The sequence below is a fragment of the Klebsiella sp. CN_Kp113 genome (assembly GCF_040064585.1).
Lineage (GTDB): Bacteria > Pseudomonadota > Gammaproteobacteria > Enterobacterales > Enterobacteriaceae > Klebsiella > Klebsiella michiganensis.
The window spans coordinates 63,367-81,880 of the sequence record NZ_JBEAID010000019.1; the positions used below are offsets into that span (position 1 = coordinate 63,367).

13 protein-coding genes are annotated in these 18,514 nt (G+C 51.3%); 10 read left to right on the forward strand and 3 right to left on the reverse strand.

Features of this window, described 5'->3' with window-relative positions:
* Positions 1 to 41: 41 nt before the first annotated feature.
* The 10 genes from ABLV30_RS11930 to ABLV30_RS11975 all read left to right on the forward strand — a co-directional run bounded on the left by ABLV30_RS11930 (position 42) and on the right by ABLV30_RS11975 (position 16,165).
* Complete coding sequence (locus tag ABLV30_RS11930) at positions 42 to 704, forward strand: phage tail protein (RefSeq protein ID WP_265799744.1); 663 nt, start codon at positions 42 to 44, stop codon at positions 702 to 704.
* 72 nt (positions 705 to 776) lie between these two features.
* Positions 777 to 1,088: a phage tail assembly chaperone gene (locus ABLV30_RS11935; protein ID WP_004850345.1), complete on the forward strand. Its 312-nt coding sequence runs from the start codon at positions 777 to 779 to the stop codon at positions 1,086 to 1,088.
* A 62-nt stretch (positions 1,089 to 1,150) separates the two neighbouring features.
* Positions 1,151 to 1,396, forward strand: a complete 246-nt coding sequence (locus ABLV30_RS11940; RefSeq protein WP_048263674.1) for a DUF1799 domain-containing protein — start codon at positions 1,151 to 1,153, stop codon at positions 1,394 to 1,396.
* 84 nt (positions 1,397 to 1,480) lie between these two features.
* Entirely contained in the window at positions 1,481 to 2,590 is a 1,110-nt protein-coding gene (locus ABLV30_RS11945) for a phage tail tape measure protein (protein ID WP_064358487.1), read from the forward strand.
* A 22-nt stretch (positions 2,591 to 2,612) separates the two neighbouring features.
* Positions 2,613 to 2,960 (forward strand): phage tail protein, encoded by a 348-nt coding sequence (locus tag ABLV30_RS11950; protein ID WP_224266434.1) that lies wholly within the window; start codon positions 2,613 to 2,615, stop codon positions 2,958 to 2,960.
* Positions 2,957 to 3,709: a phage minor tail protein L gene (locus ABLV30_RS11955; protein ID WP_025107965.1), complete on the forward strand. Its 753-nt coding sequence runs from the start codon at positions 2,957 to 2,959 to the stop codon at positions 3,707 to 3,709. Before ABLV30_RS11950 ends, ABLV30_RS11955 begins: the two co-directional genes overlap by 4 nt.
* Before the next feature lies 1 nt (position 3,710).
* Complete coding sequence (locus ABLV30_RS11960; RefSeq protein WP_004850353.1) at positions 3,711 to 4,445, forward strand: C40 family peptidase; 735 nt, start codon at positions 3,711 to 3,713, stop codon at positions 4,443 to 4,445.
* Between the two features lie 167 nt (positions 4,446 to 4,612).
* Positions 4,613 to 5,227 (forward strand): tail assembly protein, encoded by a 615-nt coding sequence (locus ABLV30_RS11965; RefSeq protein ID WP_004850357.1) that lies wholly within the window; start codon positions 4,613 to 4,615, stop codon positions 5,225 to 5,227.
* Between the two features lie 47 nt (positions 5,228 to 5,274).
* Positions 5,275 to 15,609 carry a carbohydrate binding domain-containing protein gene (locus tag ABLV30_RS11970; RefSeq protein ID WP_348865602.1) on the forward strand — a complete coding sequence of 3,445 codons (10,335 nt, stop codon included), beginning with the start codon at positions 5,275 to 5,277 and terminating at the stop codon, positions 15,607 to 15,609.
* Between the two features lie 283 nt (positions 15,610 to 15,892).
* Positions 15,893 to 16,165 (forward strand): DUF333 domain-containing protein, encoded by a 273-nt coding sequence (locus ABLV30_RS11975; RefSeq protein WP_004101621.1) that lies wholly within the window; start codon positions 15,893 to 15,895, stop codon positions 16,163 to 16,165.
* Here the strand turns inward: ABLV30_RS11975 and hslJ are convergent.
* The 3 genes from hslJ to ABLV30_RS11990 form a co-directional block, all read right to left on the reverse strand.
* Positions 16,162 to 16,602: a heat shock protein HslJ gene (hslJ, locus tag ABLV30_RS11980; RefSeq protein ID WP_014229134.1), complete on the reverse strand. Its 441-nt coding sequence runs from the start codon at positions 16,600 to 16,602 to the stop codon at positions 16,162 to 16,164. The two genes, ABLV30_RS11975 and hslJ, sit on opposite strands and share 4 nt — an antisense overlap.
* Positions 16,603 to 16,727: 125 nt before the next feature.
* Complete coding sequence (locus ABLV30_RS11985) at positions 16,728 to 17,717, reverse strand: 2-hydroxyacid dehydrogenase (protein WP_004112629.1); 990 nt, start codon at positions 17,715 to 17,717, stop codon at positions 16,728 to 16,730.
* 149 nt (positions 17,718 to 17,866) lie between these two features.
* Complete coding sequence (locus ABLV30_RS11990; protein WP_004850371.1) at positions 17,867 to 18,364, reverse strand: DedA family protein; 498 nt, start codon at positions 18,362 to 18,364, stop codon at positions 17,867 to 17,869.
* Between the last annotated feature and the right edge of the window lie 150 nt (positions 18,365 to 18,514).

Genomic DNA, 18,514 nt, shown 5'->3' on the forward strand with positions numbered 1-18,514 from the left:
ATGCATTCAAATATTTAAATATCAATAATGGAGATATTATTATGGGTTTTGCTCTGCCTAATGGCTCAACCGTTTTTGTTGGTTCCGGTCTTGGTTCTCCCGTATCTGTGAGTACGGTTTCCAATGCTGAAGGTGCGGTATTTACCGTTGCTGAAAATCATAACCTTAAGGTTGATGATGTCGTGCTGATTTCTTCGGGTTGGGGTGTAATCGATGGTTTAGTTGCCAGAATCACCGCACAAACAACAAATAGCGTAACCATTTCGGTCATTAACTCCAGCGACCGGAATTTTTTCCCGGCTCATGCCGGTGGCGGGAAATTACAGAAAATCACGGAGTGGACTGAGATTCCACAGATTACGGAAGTCGCGCAGTCGGGTGGTGAACAGCAGTATGCACAGGTACAGTTTCTGGCAGACGATCGCCAGCGTAATATTGGCACCTTTAAGGCGGCTAAAAGCCAAACCTTTACCTTAGCGCATGATGCTTCTTTACCGATCTATAAAGTATTGGGCATGGTGGATCGCTACGGCCAGGTGTTACCGCTACGCATGTTTGTGCCTAATGCGAAGGAGTATCGCTATTGGTCCGGCGTTCCGTCATTTGATCCGCAACCAGTGACCGCGGTGAATAGCGTTGAAACCGTACAAGTCGCGTTTTCCATTCACTCTCGGGATATTACTTTCTATAAATCGGAAGATTAATCGTTCTCCTTATCTGTGGAACATAAATTAAATTCAACTGGGCTCCTGCGGGAGCCTTTTTTAAGGGTATTTATGAGCGCTATTTTCAAATTACAACCTAACCCTGTTTTTAAAGCTGATGTTGCTATTCCTCGTGCCGGTGAAGAAGACGGAGTGCTGAATTTTACGTTTAAGCATCGGCCAATAAAAGAACTGGCAGAGCTAGAAGATATTGACGAAAAAACGGTCTGTGATTTCTTACTGGAGATCGTCGACGGCTGGGCATTATCTGAACCCTGTACGCGAGAAAATATGGGCGTGCTGGTAGATAACTATCCGGGGGCCGTTAAAGCAATAATGGCTACTTATTATCAGGAGCTGACGGGAAATCGCGAAAAAAACTGATTGCGGTTGCCTCTGCATTCTATACGCCTGAACCATCAGCGGATGAGCTAAGCGCATTCGGTCTGACAGCCGAAGACTATGACGATATTGTCATCAACGTCTGGCCCGATATCTGGCCTGCGTTTGTGGTCTTTCGCACGGCCAGCACGCAGTGGCGCACCAGTCCAGGAGGGGTTATCGGTCTGGACTACAGTGTCCTCGCATGGCTCATGAGGGTTTATGATATAGCTGATGAGGTAACCGCAATAAACGATATTCAGGTAATGGAACGGGTGGCCTTGAATATCCTGAATAAACTACAGAACTAGCCTGGGTTTTAGCAGAAGTATGTTCACATTATTAATCAATGTAAACCAGATAAGTAGTTGGTTTATTCTTTCAGGAGATAATCAATGGCGGGTGATACAACAATAACACTGCGCATGAATAACAGTGAACTGGAAAAAAGCAATCAGCTTCTGGATAAATATCAACAGAAAGTAACTGTCGCCAGCCGTAAAAGTGAAGAGTTTAATAAGACTTTTCGTGCTGCAACAGATATCCAGAAAAAGCATACGGATGGCCTGAAAAGGTTAATACAGACGTTACCCCTTCCTCCAGCCAGAATGGGACCCATACTTCAGGATATGGTAAAGAAATCTGAGGATGAGACCTACAATATAACGTCAGGCTCTAAAAGTTACTGGGATTCACTGGCAGGAATAGGTAGCCCTCCAAAAGAAGAACTGGGTAATACGCCAAAAGTTTTTCGCCCAGGCGCAAATATGGAAGAGCGTTCTGACGATGATACGGAAAAAGGGGGGAAGAGCGATTGGCTCGGCGGTTTAATGGCAGGAGCCAAAGAGGCGTGGGATAAATTCCTTAAGGATGGAGAAAACGTTCATGGCAAGCTTAAGGATTTAGCTAAAGACGCCTTCAGCTCAATGGGAAACTCGCTGGTGGAATATATAACCACAGGAAAGGCGAATTTTAGTGATTTCCTGATGACCTTTCTGAAAGGGACGCTGAAGATGCTTAGCCAATTATTGTTGGTAAAAGCCATGCAGGCTTCCTTTAACGCGATGTCGAATTCCGGCATTGGCTGGGTAGCATCCATCGGTAAAGTTTTCACGGGCCACTCCGATGGAGGCTATACCGGAGACGGGGGTAAATATGAGCCGAGAGGGATTGTTCATGGCGGCGAATTTGTTTTTACCAAAGAGGCGACCTCGGCGATAGGGATTGGCAACCTTTACGCCATGATGCGAGGTGCGCAGGGGTATGCGGGCGGCGGCTATGTGGGAACGGCATCAATGCAGGGACTGGGTTCTTCAGGCGCAGGGCCACTGACCATTCAGACCTCAGTACTTATTCAGAATCAGGGCTCAGAACCGCAGGCGGCCGACAATAACGGCGCGTTAAATCGCGCCTGGCAGCAGACGATAGACCGTTCCGTTCGCGCTGGCGTGGCAAATGAATTGAGGCCTGGTGGCCTTATCTGGAATGCAAACCACGCACGTTAATTTTTTGATTCCCGGAGAAGATATGGCAATAGAAACCTTTACCTGGCGAACGCAAATACAAGCGGGTTTGCAGGGGGATTTTAATTTCACCGTTCGCGAGGCTCGTTTTGGCGACGGATATCAGCAGATCGTCGGCGATGGTCTACATTTTGAAAAACAAAGCTGGCCAGTGACCTTGACCGGAGAAAAGGGAGAGATATTAGCCGTGCTTGAATTTATGCGGCGTCATGTAACGAAGTCGTTTATCTGGGATACCCCTGCGGGGGAATCCGGGCTTTATCGTGTTAGCGCCGATTCACTAAAACTTTCGCCATTATCGAGTCAGATAATGACGGTAACCGCCACATTTAACCAGGCATATGCACCATGATTACAGCTGATTATCAAAAACTTGAACCCGGGAGTGAAATACGTTTACTGGAAATTGATGGCAGCGTCTTTGGCATGGATGATGTCTTATATTTCCACGGGCACAGTATCGCCCATAGCGAAGCTGAAATCCAGGCTGCTGGAGGGGACGAAACGCGTTTGCCTGCAAAATCCATTTGGTGGCAGGGCAATGAATATATGCCATGGCCTTGTATTATTGACGGGATTGAATCCTCTACCAGCGGTCGGGACGCGCAACCATCGCTGAAGGTGGCAAATATTGATGCTTCGATTACCGCGCTGTGCTTGTATTACGATGACCTGGTTCAGGCGAAAGTCACCATTCACGATACGCTGGCAAAATATCTCGACGCACGTAATTTCCCTGAAGGTAATGCGAGAGCCGACCCCACGCAGGAAAAACGAAAAGTCTTCTTTATTGATGCCAAAAGTGAGGAGACCAATGAAGCGATTGAGTTCACTCTTGCCAGTCCAATGGATTTGCAAGGAATAATGATCCCAACGCGTCAGCTGCATTCTATCTGTACCTGGTGTATCAGGAATAAATACCGCAGCGGCGATGGTTGTGATTATACAGGTCAGCGATATTTTGATAACAATAATACACCTGTTACCGATCCGGCGCTGGATGTTTGTAACGGCACTTTGTCGGCCTGTAAATTACGCTTTGGCGAAGACAATGAGCTGCCTTTTGGTGGTTTTCCCGGCACATCTTTAATTCGGAGCTAACATGCGCCAGAAAGTTATCAGGGCTATTCAGGTGCATGCTCAGGAGCAATATCCTCGAGAATGCTGCGGTGCGATTGCCCAAAGGGGGCGGGTAGAGCGCTATTTCCCCTGTCGTAATATTGCCGATGCCCCACAGGAGCATTTTGTTCTTGCGCCGGAGGATTATGCACGGGTAGAGGATTGGGGCACCGTAACGGGGATCGTCCACAGTCACCCCGACGCGACGACCCAGCCAAGCGAGTTGGATAAGGCTCAGTGTGACGCGATGTTGTTACCCTGGCATATTTTCAGCTGGCCGGAAGGCGATTTTCGTACCATTTATCCGCGAGGAGAATTGCCGCTGCTGGAACGTCCGTTCGTGCTTGGCCATTATGATTGCTGGGGACTGGTAATGAGCTATTTTCGCCAGCAGCATAATGTTGAGTTGACGGATTATCGTGTGGATTATCCGTGGTGGGAAGATGGCTACCCTGATAACTTTTATCATGATTGTTGGTATGAATGTGGCTTTCGCGAGTTTGATGGCCCGCCGCAGCCGGGAGATATGATTATCATGCAGGTACAGGCAAATAAGTGGAATCATGCGGGTATTCTCCTTGAGGGAAATATGCTGCTGCATCACCTGTATGGTCATTTAAGCCAGCGAGTGCCGTATGGGGGATACTGGCAGGAAAGAACGGTGAAAGTTTTGCGCTATCATATTAATGATAATGCGTTGACTAATGAAAAAATCTGAAAGACGTTGGGATTTTAAATCACCCGATATGAAATGCGTTAGCAAGTGAATGTGATTCAACATCAGAGGGCTGGACTTGCTCTCGAGTCAACTCAGCGTACGATATTATCAATGGCGGAATAGATGCTTATGATTTATTCATAATGTCTGCTGCAGATGGAGTATTTATGCAAGAACATATGGTCAGAATAGAGTTGGGCGGTATTCTTGGTAAGAAATTTGGCAAATCTCATTGTCGGATGGTGGCAACGGCATCTGAAGCGATAAGGGCTTTATGTTGTACTATCAATGGATTTGAAAAATTCATGAACAACAGCAAAGCTATGGGATTAACCTATGCTGTTTTTAAAGGAAAGAAAAACATTAGCGAGGATGATATTCCTTTCCCCATCAACGATAAAGTAATACGAATTGTTCCTGTCGTTATTGGTAGTAAAAAAGCTGGCGTGCTACAGACGATATTAGGTGTTGCATTGATCGCGGTCGCTTCAATCGCCACTATGGGCACTGGAGGGATATTCGCCGCGATTGCTGCCGGCTCCGGGTGGGGAAGTGCCGCAATGCTGGGGGCCTCAATGGTACTTGGTGGTGTTCTTCAGATGCTTTCTCCTCAGGTTCCAGGTTTAGCCAGTCAACAATCTCCTGAAAATAAAGCCTCCTACGCATTTGGCGGGGTCACGAACACCACCGCTCAGGGATATCCGGTACCGTTGTTATACGGCAAGCGGCTTATCGGCGGGGCAATTATTTCAGCGGGAATTTATGTAGAAGACCAGCAGTAAAATATCCGGCTTCTCTCATTTCAGACCACCTTTGAGGTGGTTTTTTTATGGACAAAATATCTATGACACAGCATCTCATTAAAGGTTGTAAGGGCGGGAGTTCAAGCCCGCGTACCCCAACGGAACAGCCTGATGATTTACAGTCTGTTGCGAAAGCAAAAATTCTCATTGCGCTGGGCGAGGGTGAATTTGCCGGTGCGCTTACCGCAAAAGATATTTACCTTGATGGTACGCCACTGGAAAATTCCGACGGCTCGCAAAATTTTAGCGGTGTCGCCTGGGAGTTTCGACCGGGAACTCAGGCACAGAATTACATCCAGGGGATCCCCGGTTCAGAAAATGAAATTAACGTAGGAGTGGAAGTCTCCAGCAAAACGGCCTGGTCCCGCTCTTTTAGTAATACCCAGCTTTCCGCCGTCCGCCTGCGCTTAAAATGGCCATCTTTACTGAAACAGGAAGATAATGGCGATCTGGTAGGGAACGCCGTCAGCTATGCCGTTGATTTGCAAACCGATGGTGGTAGCTGGCAGACGGTGCTGGAGAGTGCGGTAAGCGGAAAGACCACTTCCGGCTATGAACGATGCCACCGCATTGATCTCCCCCGGGCGACGACGGGTTGGGTTTTGCGCCTGCGTAAGGTCACGGAAGACGCAAATACCTCAAAAACTGGCGATGTTATGATGCTGCAAAGTTATGCTGAGGTGCTTGATGCAAAACTACGCTATCCCAACACGGCCCTGCTTTACGTTGAATTTGACTCTCGACAGTTTAATGGCTCTATTCCAAAAATTGCCTGCAGTCCTCGCGGGCGGGTGATCCGCGTTCCTGATAACTATGACCCGGAGACCCGCCAATATTCAGGCATCTGGACCGGAGCATTCAAATGGGCGTGGACGGATAACCCGGCCTGGATTTTTTACGATCTGATCGTCAGCGATCGTTTTGGCCTGGGGAATCGTCTTACCTCAGAAAATATTGATAAATGGACGTTGTATCAGGTAGCACGATATTGCGATGAACCCGTCCCCGATGGTAAAGGTGGGGAGGGTACCGAGCCGCGCTATTTATGTAACGTCTATGTTCAGGATCGCAACGATGCCTATACGGTGTTACGCGATTTTGCGGCCATTTTCCGTGGCATGACCTGCTGGAGTGGCGATCGGGTGATTGCTCTGGCGGATATGCCTCGTGATATTGATTACACCTATACCAGGGCTAACGTCATCAATGGTCGTTTTCACTATGCCAGCAGCAGTAGCAAAACGCGCTATACCAACGCGCTCGTCTCATGGTCTGATCCAGAGAATGAGTATGCGGATGCGATGGAGCCGGTTTTTGAGCAGCCGCTTGTCGCCCGCTATGGATTTAATCAGCTAGAACTTACGGCGATTGGCTGTACCCGTCAGTCGGAGGCCAACCGTAAAGGGCGTTGGGGAATTCTGACCAACAATAAAGATCGCGTAGTGACTTTTTCAGTCGGACTGGACGGTAATATTCCACAACCCGGCTATATCATTGCGGTGGCGGACGAAATGCTGGCGGGAAAAGTCAACGGTGGCCGTACCCGCGAAGTGGATGGCTGCGTTATTACGCTCGATCGTAAAACGGAAGCGAAAGCCGGGGACCGTCTGTTATTGAACCTGCCATCGGGGGGGACGCAAGGCCGAACCATTGAGAGCGTCGATGGACACGTCGTCACCGTCACCGCTGAATATGCCGAAAGACCAGAACCGGAATGCGTATGGGCCATTGAGTCTGACTCTCTGAGGGTCCAGCAATATCGTGTTGTGGGTGTTAAAGATAATAACGATAGCACCTTTGCAATTTCCGCAGCCGCTCACGATCCGGATAAATACGCCAGGATTGATTCCGGTGCGATTATTGATAGTCGGCCAATCAGCGTTATTCCTCCAGGGAAGCAAAGCGCGCCAGCTAATATCGTTGTTGAGTCTTATTCCGTGGTTAATCAGGGGATTAGCGTTGAAACGCTGCAGGTTCACTGGACGGCAGTACAGAATGCCATTGCTTATGAAGCACAGTGGCGCCGCAATGAAGGCAACTGGATAAACGTGCCCCGGAGTTCCGTTGCCTCGTTTGATGTCAGCGGAATTTATGCCGGCCGATACATCGTAAGGGTGCGCGCTATCAATGCCGCGGAAGTGTCGAGCGGCTGGGCATATTCGCAAGAGAAAACGCTGACCGGCAAAATCGGCCTGCCTTCGGCACCTGTTTCGCTGACCACAACATCCCTTCTGCATGGCGTTCAACTAAACTGGGCGTTCCCGGAGGGAAGTGGCGATACGCAAAAAACCGAGCTGCAGTACAGCCCAAATCCAACCGGCAACGGCGCGATGGCGCTTTCTGACGTAACGTATCCGGGAAACTCGTATCAGCAGATGGGCCTGCAGATTGCGGCGACGTTCTGGTACCGGGCACGCATTGTCGATCGCCTTGGTAACGAAAGTCCGTGGACCGTCTGGGTGCAGGGGATGGCCAGCGACGATATCGGGGAGTATTACGACAAGCTGACCGATGCAATTAAGGACACCGAAGCCTGGCAAGAATCTCAGCGGGATATGGAGGAAACCCACAAAACGCTGACGGAAACCGCTGATGCCATCCGTGAAGAGGTCGAGCAGCAGGTTAACGAAATAAACCAGAGCATTAATGAGACCGCCGGGGGGATCCGTAAGCAGGTTGATGGGCAGATAGCGACGGTCAATAAGTCGATGACAGAGAATATTGACCTCGTTAATCAGACCCTCAATGACGCCATCTCGACAGTAAACAAAAGCATCAACGATGCTGTGAGTGATATTAATACTTCCGTCGACCAGCAGATAGCAGATGTCAATAAAGCCCTGACTGCGGGGGACTCGGCGTTAAAATCCCAGCTGCAGACGGTTGAAAACGGCCTGAAACAGTCCATTGCTCAGGCAAATACGGGCTGGGATAAAGCGGTAAAACATGAGACCGCTGACCGCATTGCGGACGTCAACGCGAAAGCGGCGCAGGCGGCAGACCAGCTGCTCAATGAAAAAAATGAGCGGGTGGCCGCCATCGATAATCTGCAGACAATTATTCAGGATGGGGACGAGTCACTGGCGCGTCAGATCGCTGAAATCTCTGCCGGTAGTGGGCAGCAGTTTGATTCATTCAGTATCTGGTACTTCGATAAAGACAATGAAGGGTGGACCGAGGACGATGGCGGTCAGGTGCCGATGCAAATCACGGACGAAGGCTGGCTGAAAGCATCGAACAGCACGGCCTCCTGCCGTTCGCCAAACGGGCAAAAAATCCCGGGTTCCTCCTATCGCACCGTCATGCTGCGTATTAAGCGCGTGGGTAATCCGGCATGGAAAGGGCGGCTTTACTGGATTGGTACAGAGGAAACCGGCTGGAGTGATGCCCGCTCGGTGACTATCGCCGAGCAGGAGTTTGATGGCGAGGGTATCAGCGTGGTGGCCATTTCCGACGTGAACTGGAACGCGTCCGGCACGGTTCGCCGTTTTCGTCTCGATCTGGCCCAGGGGCAGAATGCCGACAACTATTTTCTGATCCACTGGATATCCGTTGGGCGCCCGGCGCCGGCAGCAAGTACGGCAGCTCTGCGTAATGAGGAGATGGCGCGGACGCAAGCGGATGAGGTAGAGGCGCTGAAACGTTCCACGCTGGCGGCTCAGATCAGGGGAACCTCTGACAGTAACAGCCTTGCAGACCTGCGCTCCGGCCTGCTGTATCAGGAGATGAACGCGCGTATCACCGCCGATAAAGCAGAGGTGACGGCCAGAGAATCGCTGCAGGCGCAGTTCAACGACAATAAATCCTCGGTGGCGGAGGAACTGAGCTCCCTGACGACAGCGCAGAGCGCGCAGACCAGCAAAATTAGCGGTCTGGAAACCAGTCTGGGTAAAAAAGCCGACGCAACCGCGCTCCAGACGCTGACGCAAAAGGTCGAACAGCAGGGCACCACGTTAACCAGCCAGGGAAATACGCTGACCTCGCTGTCTAACCGCGTCGGGAAAACGGAATCGGGCGTGGCCGCAAACAGCAATGCCATTACGGGCCTGCAGTCCAGCGTCAGCCAGCAGGATAAAACGCTGACCAGCCAGAGCAGCGCCATCGCAAAGTTGCAGAACGACCTGACCACGACGAATGCCAGCGTCAGTAAAAAGGCTGATGCCAGTGCGGTCACTGCCTTAACCAATCGTGTGACCGGGACGGAAGGAAACCTGGCCACGCAGTCTGGCCAATTGACAATGCTGAAAAACTCCCTGGCTGAGGGGAGCCTGGTCAGCAATGGCGGAATGAATGTTGATTTATCCTTCTGGGAAAACTCCGGTACCGGTTCGGCGTTCACTTATGATTCGGGTGAAAAAGCCCTGAAAACCACGACTGGCTCCATTCGCGTCGCCAACGTCACGCGTATCCCCGTTGAGGCCGGACTGACTCTCACGGTCTCTTTTGAGTACCGGACTTCGGAAACGGTTAACAGCGTATCGTCTGACACCGTCGGTGTGATAGCGGATTTAGGCAATCCGATCGCCTGGTTATCGTCTATATCACCGTGGCTGAGTGGGGTAACGACCAACTGGCAGACGAAAACCGTGGAACTGACCATTCCGGCCAATTTTACCGGGCGTTACGTTTATCTGCGATTTGCCGCCGGGGGCGGGACACCGTCAAACAGTGCACGTCTGTATATCCGTAAAGTCGACGTCTTTTCATCGACCGGGGTGTCAAAGAAAGCGAATGCATCGGCGGTAACAGACCTGACCAGCCGGGTCGACTCGGCGGAAGGGAAACTGGTCAGCCAGAGCCAGGCGATCGCAAAGCTACAGAATGATCTGACAACGACCAACGCCACCGTAAGTAAAAAGGCGGATCAAAGCGCCCTGACGTCACTGACCGGACGAGTGGAGAAGACGGAAAGCGGCCTGACTGCAGCGAATGGTAATATTACTTCCCTGACCAGCGCGATTGGTGCTGCAAAAGCTGCAGGGGATGATTATATTCCTAACCCGGCGCTTGAACCTTCCTACGACCGCATGGGTTATGACGTCGTTTCAGCCACTGCTGCGGGTGTACCTGTAGATTGCCCGTTTGCGTATGTGGTTCGCCTGGCCGGTCGCGACCATGTACCTAAAATCAACAATGTTGCGGTGACTCCGGGTGATGTTTTCGAGATGTCGGCGGTGGTTGCTTGCGGAACCGGACAGGCGGATTTTAATCTCTATATCGCTAATGCCACTTCAGCGACAGGTGGTATCAAAGCGAGACTTTCCGGCGGGAATACCAAAGTCACCGCAGCGTGGAAACGCGTGACATGGCGCTTTACGGTGCCGGCCGATACGAATTTTATGCGTCCCTTCCTGCAGGTTAATCAGAGTTCACCCTTTGGTACGGTCTGGTATGCGGCAGACTGGCATCTGCGCAACGTTACTGCAGCGCAGAGTGCACAGAAAACCGCTGATGCAACAGCAAAAGCGGTGGACTCCCTGACGACAACAGTCTCTGTGCAGGGCGATACGCTGAGCAGCATCGGTAGCCGGACCACGGCGCTGGAAAACGGTCTGTCAACGACGAATGCCAGCGTCAGTAAAAAAGCGGATGCGAGCGCGCTGCAATTGTTGCAGAACACAGTCACCGAACAGGGCAAGACGCTGACCAGCCAGGGCAGCAGTCTGACGAAGCTGGATAACAGCCTGAAGGAAACTGTCGCGGCTGTTGATGCCACAAAAGCTGATGCCGATGCTTCCCGGGCGATAGTCGGAAATCTGTTAACAAATCCGTCTTTTGAACGAGGTAAAGATGGTTACAGCGGCTGGCAATCAGCGACGTCAATACTCACAGCTTCTTCGCCGCATAGTGGCACCCAAATTCTTAAAGTGGTTCCAGGCAGCAGTGTCGTCTCGTTGCTTCAGAAGATTTCGTTTACCAAAGATCGCACCTACAAAATAGGTATCTTCACGCGTGTTTCAGGTGGAACAACAATGCCGTCAGGCACCGCTGGCAACAATAAGCTGCGTATTGGTGATTCTGACGGGCCACTGAAGGAGGTTCAGTTTAACCCCGCGATGCTGCCCACGAGTTCTGTCTGGCAGGAAATTTCGGGCACATGGAAAGCCACGAAAACCGCAGTCCTTGACGTCTCGCTCATGGTGCTGCTGGCGACGGGAGAGCAGTATTTTGATGATTTCTATCTGGTAGATGTGACTGATGAAACCAATATTGCGGTCAGCGCCACCGCCATCAGCAACCTGACAAACCGGGCCAGTAGCGCTGAAGGAAAGCTTGAGAGCCAGAGTCAGTCCATCACAAAACTGCAAAACGGACTTGCCACTGCCGACCAGAACATCGAGAAAAAAGCCGATGCTTCAGCCGTCGCTTCGTTAGGCAACCGGGTTACTGAAGCTGAAGAGAAGCTGACGAGTCAAAGTAACAGTATTACCCAGCTAGAAGCTTCACTCGATAGCGCTCGCGATACCGGTGAGAATCTGGTTGAAAACTATGATTTCAGAAACCAATTAAATGCGTGGAATCTGCAGAATGCCGGGCGCATTGTGTGGGGAGCATCAAACGGGGAGGGTGCTCCCGGTGTGATAATCACGCATACGGGTGACGCAAGTAATCCTGGATTAATGTCGAATAACGCTAAATGGTTCCCGGTAAGTTCATCACGCCGGTTCCGTTTTAAGGTACGTGCAAAATTAATCTCAGGTTCAGGTGGGATTTTATGCCGCATCTTTAATTCGAAGACCGCTGGTACTTACACCCAGACGCAGGCTGTTGTAACCAGAAAAGATGGTTTTGAAACGCTGACGGTAGATATACCCGCGTTGCCGGCCACCACCACAGACGCAAGGATTGCTTTTTATGTATATCCGTCCGCGACAGTTGTTGCCGTCGACAGCATTGCCGTTTATGACGTTACCGATGAAACCGTGGGTTCGGCCAATGCCAGCGCAATCAGTGATTTGACAACACGGGTGACCAGTGCTGAGGCGGGAATGACCTCTCAGGGAGCGGCTATTACAAAGCTGCAGAATGATCTGTCAACCACCAATGCGAATGTTAATAAGAAGGCTGATGCTACTGCATTAAACGCGTTATCTAATCGTGTAACGCAGACTGAAAAGGATATCAACAGCCAGGCTGACAGCATTACCAGCCTGAACAGCACGCTGAATATTAACGCCCGCAAAGGCTCAAACCCGTGGCTGGACGGAACGTTTGAAACTTATGACGTTAATCAGAACCTGGGTGGGTCTGCGCGAGTTATTAGCGGAGTCAGCTACTCGGGCGGCAAATGCATGCGCGTGACGCGTGCACCGAACACTACCGGTAACAGCGACGACCTAATCGGTTCACGCCTTGCCATTCGCGACGCGGCAGTATTCAGGGTTGAGTTCTGGGCGATGATGCCATCCGGTGAAACCCCCTCAGGCGGCTGGGTCACCGTGGTCGGCCTCAACGTGCAAAATGATGCGGGCGCAAACTCATGGCTGGGAGCTGCTAATGTCAGCGAAACAGCGCTGGCCGGTCGTGACAAATGGGTTAAATTTTCCGGGTATGCAAAAGCCACCGCGAAAGGTGCAACCCGTGCCGTTGTTTGGATCTCTACGCGCGGGGCGAACGGCAGCAACACGCCGGGTTATAATCTGTTTATCGACGACATGGTTATTACAGATGTAACCGACGCTTACAATGCGCAGAGCACGGCAGACGCGACCGCCTCAGCTGTTGATTCCCTGACGACACAAGTCTCTCAGCAGGGTGATATCCTGACGAGTGTCGGAAGCCGGACCACCATGCTGGAAAACGGGCTGAATACGACAAACGGCAACGTCAACAAAAAAGCCGATGCTACCGCTCTGCAGACGCTCCAGAATACCGTGACGGAACAGGGCAAAACGATGGCCAGTCAGGGTAGCAGCCTGACGCAGTTGAATAACTCCCTGAATGATGCCACGGCCAGCCTGGCTGCTGATGGTAAAATTCCCGGCAACCTGATTTCCAACGGTTCATTTGAACGCGGCCAGGAGGCTTTCACAGGATGGGGAAGCGTCGGGTCCGTTATCAGTGCACAATCGCCCAACTACGGCAGCAAAATAGCGATGTGTGGTGTGGGCCTGGCCGGGATCTCTCAGAAAGTACCGGTCGTCAAAGGCAACACATATAAAATCGGTGTGTTTGCCCGTGCGCAGGGCGGTTCGGTCATGAGTGACCAGGGTAATAACAAACTGCGTATTGGTCAGTCGTCCCTGTTGTACGATCGCCAGTTCAACACCGCGAACCTTCCAACCAGTTCATCATGGATTGAATTGACCGGAACATGGAAGGCGACGGTAGACGGGATGGTCGATGTGGCGATCTACTCCTCCCTGAAGTCTGGCGCGCAGTATTTTGACGACTTCTATTTTGTTGATGTTACAGATGAAGTAAATATCGCAGCCAATGCCGGGGCCATCAGTAGCCTGACCACGCGTGTGACGAGCGCTGAAGGGAAGCTGACTAGCCAGGGTAGCAGTATCACGGAGTTGACGAACGACCTGACTACCACCATTAACAACGTTAATCACAAAGCGGATGCCGCCGCGTTGGCTGCTCTGACCAACCGGGTGACGAGTGCTGAAGGAAAGCTGGAGAGCCAGAGCAGCAGCGTCACGTCGCTGAATAACAGTATTGCGGCCACTCAGTCTGATGCCGACGCAGCAAAAGCGATTCCGGGAAATATGCTGGCGAATAACTCATTCGAGCGCAGTTTTGACGGATGGGTGAACTCAGGCTGGAGCATACTGGCGGCGCAGAACCCTAAGTCCGGAAAGTACATTATCCAGGCGACAAAGACATCCAGCGGCTCTACGGCCTGCGATCAGAACGTAAACCTGATTGCGGGGCATACATACCGCATTGGCGCGTGGGTGCGCAAGTCGGGTGACTTTGCGGTCAGCAATGCCAGTAATACTAAAATCAGCATCCGTAATAGCTCAGGGCCGCTGAAAGATATTCCGATAACAACCAGCATCGGAACCGGCTGGACGGAGATCTTTGGGGACTATAAACCGTCCTCCGATGCTGCACTGACTATTTCCCTGCGTTCCAGCCTGTCGGCCGGTTATCTGTATGCAGATGATGTATTTTGCATTGATGTCAGCGATCAAGTGGCAAATACAGCGAACGCTTCGGCACTTACTGCCCTGAATACACAGGTCAAAATTGACGGAGGAAATATTGAGGCTAATACCCGGGAGCTTAAAAGTCTGAAAGCTGATTTAGGGACCAAAGCGACGGCCAGTGCAGTGAGCGATCTGAACGCCAATGTGCAGGAAATCGACGGTACATTAAAGGCTAGCGTAGAGAAGGTAGATGGCCTGGATATAACGGTCGGAGAACTGAAGGGTAAAGTTAAGACCCAGGGAGAGACGATAGCGGATTCGGAAGGCAAAATTAACTCGATGTACTCAATTAAAGTTGAGACAAAAGGTGATAAGAGAGTTGGCGCAGGGATGGTATTAGCCAGTGATGGTTCGACAAGTGACATCATTTTTAATGCTGATCGTTTCTCTATTTTTAATGCCATCAGCAAAACCGCCGTGCCGGTGATGATTGCGGAAGGTAACGAGTTGTATATTGATTCGGCGCGAATTAAAAACGGCACGATTGATATTGCCAAAATCACAGATCGACTTTCCTCTACTAATTATGTGGCCGGATGGAGAGGCTGGAGTATTACCAAGAGCGGAAGTAGTGAATTCAATAACGTTGTTGTTCGCGGTGAAATACAGGCTGATACAGGTACTTTAAATAATGTAGTTATTAATGAGAGTTGTAATATCCTGGGCACCGTAAGGGCTAATAAGATTATTGGAGACGTCGGCTCGTGGGCAATCAATATTGCTCAGCACCGCTCCCGTCGAATTGCGAAAGCACAATGGGCCTGGTTCGATTTGCTTGCTGTTGATCGCCAGCCGTTCGAGCAACGAGTGCAGCTTTTAGGCGCGCTTCGCCAGGACGACTCAATTAATATTACGGGTGGAGGTAAATTAACGGCAGGTATGGAGTACAAGAGTTATGAAGGTGGCTCGTTGAGTATGGGTAAACTAGGGTACTGTATTCTCATGCTGGGTACCGGTGATACTTCAGGTGGTGGTCCCATGACCTGTGCGCTCTCTATTGATGGCGTTTTATATAAGCAGGAAAATGGGAGTATGGAAATTCAGTCAATGGACTTCATCGTTCCGCCAGGTACCGGCCAGACTGTTGTGCGTTATGGGTACTATCTGGACAGAAACGGTGGTATGACGGGCGTAATCTTGTCACGTTTTCACGCGTTTGTTATGCGTAATTCAAATATTATTCGAGGCGTTTCAAGTGATTAAAAGGCTAAGCTCTGTTCTAAGGTGATGATTTACCAGACCACGGATTGCGCAGTGAGTTAAATTTAATAGCCTGAAATACAAACCGAAACGGCGCCCTCATCATGGATGACATAGTGAGGGCGCTTTGCGTTCTGAAACTGAGGATGAATAAAAGCGACCAAAAAATTTGCTAATAAATGTTAATACAGCGCATAAATACGTACTTCGCCTCTCGACGCGGCGCGCTGAGCTGCCTATTATCCTTAGGCTTGTTCATTTTAAGATGTATCTGAGGGGAGAGAAGATGCGAGCTGCGTTTTTAGTGGGATGTGCTGCGCTGTTACTGTCGGCGTGTAGTAGCAATGATGAACCTGTTCAGCAGGCAACGGCGGCGCACGTGTCGCCGGGAATGCGTGCCGCGATGAGCAGCTCCGGCCAGGCAAACTGCGCCATGGTTGGCGGCTCGTTATCGGTCGCCCGCCAGCTTGATGGCTCCGCTATCGGCATGTGCGCATTGCCGAACGGCAAGCGCTGCAGCGAGCAGGCGCTGGCAGGCGGAAGCTGCGGTAACTATTAATTCATCAGGTCGGCGAGCTTATACACCAGCGTCTGGTCGGCGGTCGCCAGCGTTAGCTGCGTTTCCGTCAGGTCGACCTGCGCGCCTTCGCGCAGCATTTTGCTCAGCGTGGCGTCCAGCGCGTTCAGCTGCGAGTCTGTGCAGAGCATGCGGGTCATCGCCAGCTCTTCAACCTTCAGCTCGCCGTCCGAGACTTTGCCCGTGCCGCTGAAGCGGTTGCACATATTACCTGAAACAGACATCTTGCCCGTAATGGGCATTTTTTCGCCGAAGCTCAGCTCCTGCGGCTTATCCGCGGCATTCAGCGGCTGCCCGTTAACGCTGGTCAGCACAAAACGGTGATGCTGAAGCTGTTCCGCTCTGGTTGACACCTTGCTGTTATAAACGCAGCCCGATAGCAACATTCCCGCCGCCAGCAGCGCAGCAAACTTGTTCATTTAGTCTCCATAAATATTTATCGTATTAATAAATGAAGGGAATTGTAACTTTATCGCAGGCGATTACTGTGGGGATTATCTGAATGTGCCCCCCGCAGAGGAGGAGCACAAAAGGGAAAGGAATATCAGACCAGCGCGTTAGGGCAGGTTTCGCCAGCATCCACCTGACGCAGGTTGTCGAGGGTGGTTTGTGAAATGCTGATCAGCGCTTCCGCGGTCAGAAACGCCTGGTGACCGGTAAAAAGGACGTTATGGCAGGCGGAGAGACGGCGGAACACATCATCCTGAATCACGTCATTAGACTTATCTTCAAAGAACAGATCGCGTTCGTTCTCATATACGTCCATCCCCAGCGCGCCAATTTTCTGATGCTTCAGGGCGTCGATCGCTGCCTGAGAATCGATGAGCGCGCCGCGGCTGGTGTTGATGATCATCACCCCGTCTTTCATGCGATCGAACGCGGCATGGTTCAGCAAATGGTAGTTTTCATCGGTCAGCGGGCAGTGCAGGGAAATAACGTCAGACTCCCGGTACAGGGTTTCAAGATCGACATACTCCACGCCCATATCCAGCGCGGCGGCGCTTGGGTAGGGATCAAATGCCAGCAGACGCATACCGAAGCCTTTCAGAATGCGCAGCGCGGCGACGCCGATTTTACCGGTACCGATAACGCCGGCGGTTTTACCGTGCATGGTGAAACCGGTTAGTCCTTCAAGGGAGAAGTTCGCATCGCGGGTGCGCTGATAGGCGCGATGAATGCGGCGGTTTAGCGACATCATCATGCCGATCGCGTGCTCTGCGACCGCTTCCGGCGAGTAGGCGGGGACGCGCACCACGCGCAGGCCCAGCTCTTTCGCGGCATCGAGATCAACGTTGTTGAACCCCGCGCAGCGCAGCGCGATGTACTTCACGCCGTGGGCTTTCAGTTCTTCGAGTACCGGGCGGCTACCGTCATCGTTTACGAAGATGCACACCGCTTCACAGCCGTTGGCGGTTTTGGCGGTCTTTTCGGTTAGCAGGAAGTCAAAAAATTCCAGTTCAAAGCCGTATGCATCATTGACGTGCTGCAGATACTTCTTGTCGTACTGTTTCGTACTGTATACAGCGATTTTCATAAGACTTTTCTCCAGTGATAATACCGTCACGGTAGCATAATTAAAATAATCTTACAAATGTTAAAAACTAGTTTAATCAGCAGGTTATAGTATTAATTCTAGAGCATATCGTAGAGTTAAGAAATCTCTTTAAAAGACAATACGTTTCATTAAAAGTTGAGGCTCAGCGCCCCTGGCGCCAGCAGGACCAGCGGCCAGAGTAAACCTGAACTGACGTTAGCGAGCTGAAACTGCCAGAGAGAGGTCCCGCTGGCGCCGGTGACCAGCGGCACGGTGGCGCGCAGCGGAGAGAGAAAGCGGCTAAAAAAGACCGCCCACGCGCCGTGGCGGCGCAGGAATAGCTGGCCGCGAGCGAGGCGTTCGGCATTAAGCCAGCGGATACGATGCAGATGGTGCCGGTAGCGGTAGCCCGTCAGCCACGAGAGCCAGAATCCGCCGATGGCGCCGAGGCTGGCGCTCATCCACATTAACAAAAAATGGCCGACGCTGGCCGATGCCAGGGTGCCGAACAGCAGCAGTCCGGAGGTACCGGGGATCAGCAGCGAGATAACGGCGCAAGATTTCGTGAACGTCAGCAGGAAAACCATCAGCAATACCAATGAATAGCGGCTCTGAGCGTATTCCATCAGCGAGATAATTAAGTCCACAGCACCATCCGTTTACGTTCGCAGGTGTGGACCAGTGTCGCAGGCGAAAACTAAACCCCGGTTAAATAGCCGGCTGGTGAATCACATGGCGGCGACTACGCTTAAACGGGATGGAAACTTTAACTCACAGGTCGAACGTGCCACAATAGC